The sequence below is a fragment of the Mycobacterium sp. E3298 genome, assembly GCF_001666895.1.
Lineage (GTDB): Bacteria > Actinomycetota > Actinomycetes > Mycobacteriales > Mycobacteriaceae > Mycobacterium.
In genome coordinates this window covers 1-1,202 of sequence record NZ_LZJB01000330.1, presented here as the reverse complement: position 1 = coordinate 1,202, position 1,202 = coordinate 1, and the positions used below count along the sequence as shown (strand labels likewise).

Below are 1,202 nucleotides of genomic sequence, written 5' to 3'. Positions count from 1 at the left end.
GACCGCGATGGTCTGCTAACTGCGGTGATCGAAGATGCCGTTGACCGTCTCGTCGCCTCGCTGGAGGTGTTGGCCGGGGTGGAACGAGCGCTGGCGCAGCGTCGCGAGCCGCCGGACTCGCTCGCCGAAGCCGACGCGCTCCTCGCGTCGGCTCAGGCGCAGACGCTGGCCGGGATGCTGACCCTTGCGGGTGTGGCCGGTGAGTCGATGGTGCGCGACGTGGGCTGGTCGATGATGGACATCGGCAAGCGCATCGAACGCGGCCTGTGGCTGACCGCGCTGCTGCGGGCGACGCTGACCGCCGTCCGCGGCGCCATCGCCGAGCAGACGATCATCGAGGCGACGCTGGTGGCGTGCGAGTCCTCGGTGATCTACCGACGCCGCACCGTGGGCAAGGTGAGCGTCGCCGCAGTGGCCGAGCTGATGCTGTTCGACGCGCAGAACCCGCGCTCGTTGCTGTACCAGGTCGAGCGGCTGCGGGCCAACCTCAAAGACCTGCCGGGTGCATCGGGATCGTCGCGGCCGGAGCGGCTGGTGGACGAGATCGGCACCCTGTTGCGCCGCTCGCATCCCGCCGAGCTGGAAGAGGTCGGCGAGGACGGGCTGCGCACGGAGCTGGCCGAGCTACTCGATTCGGTGCACACGCAGTTGCGCGAGCTGGCCGAGGTCATCACCACCACGCAGCTGGCGCTGCCCGCCGTGCAGCCGCTGTGGGGCCCCGACGTACGCCGGGTGATGCCAGCCTAAGGCGACGCGGTTCATTGCGTCACACGGGTTCGTCGTCAGATCCGCGCTCAGCGATGCGCATCGATTAGATCGGCAACCGCCTTTTGGGCATCCGTTGGGCGTAGCGGAGGCGTGGCGAACATCTCGGCAATCATCATCGCCACCGGTGTTGTCCACAGCAGAAGGCCCAACGCAACGGCATGTTCACGGTTGGCCCCGGTATTCAAACGTGTGATCAATGCCGCTAGGGCCGCGCCGAGACGCTTCAAGTGGTGCTCATCAAGGCCGTCACGCAAGTCCTTGGTTGCGATGAGAATCTCCAACCCCGCCATGGCCTTTGGATTGGCGAAGGCGTCCCATGCTGCCCGCACCAGGTCTTGGGTGTCCATGACCTGCTCACCGGCCAACACCTCCAGCGAGGCGACGAGACGGTCAACGGCATCTTCGATCACCGCAGTTAGCAGACCATCGCGGTC

The 1,202-nt window shown here is 66.7% G+C and carries 1 protein-coding gene and 1 pseudogene; one reads left to right on the top strand and one right to left on the bottom strand.

Annotated elements, in window-relative coordinates:
- A partial coding sequence (locus tag A9X05_RS15285) for an alpha-E domain-containing protein (RefSeq protein WP_197499072.1) occupies positions 1 to 747 on the top strand: 747 nt, incomplete at its 5' end.
- A 47-nt stretch (positions 748 to 794) separates the two neighbouring features.
- Here the strand turns inward: A9X05_RS15285 and A9X05_RS32220 are convergent.
- Positions 795 to 1,202: pseudogene (locus A9X05_RS32220) on the bottom strand (TetR/AcrR family transcriptional regulator); the annotation flags it as partial.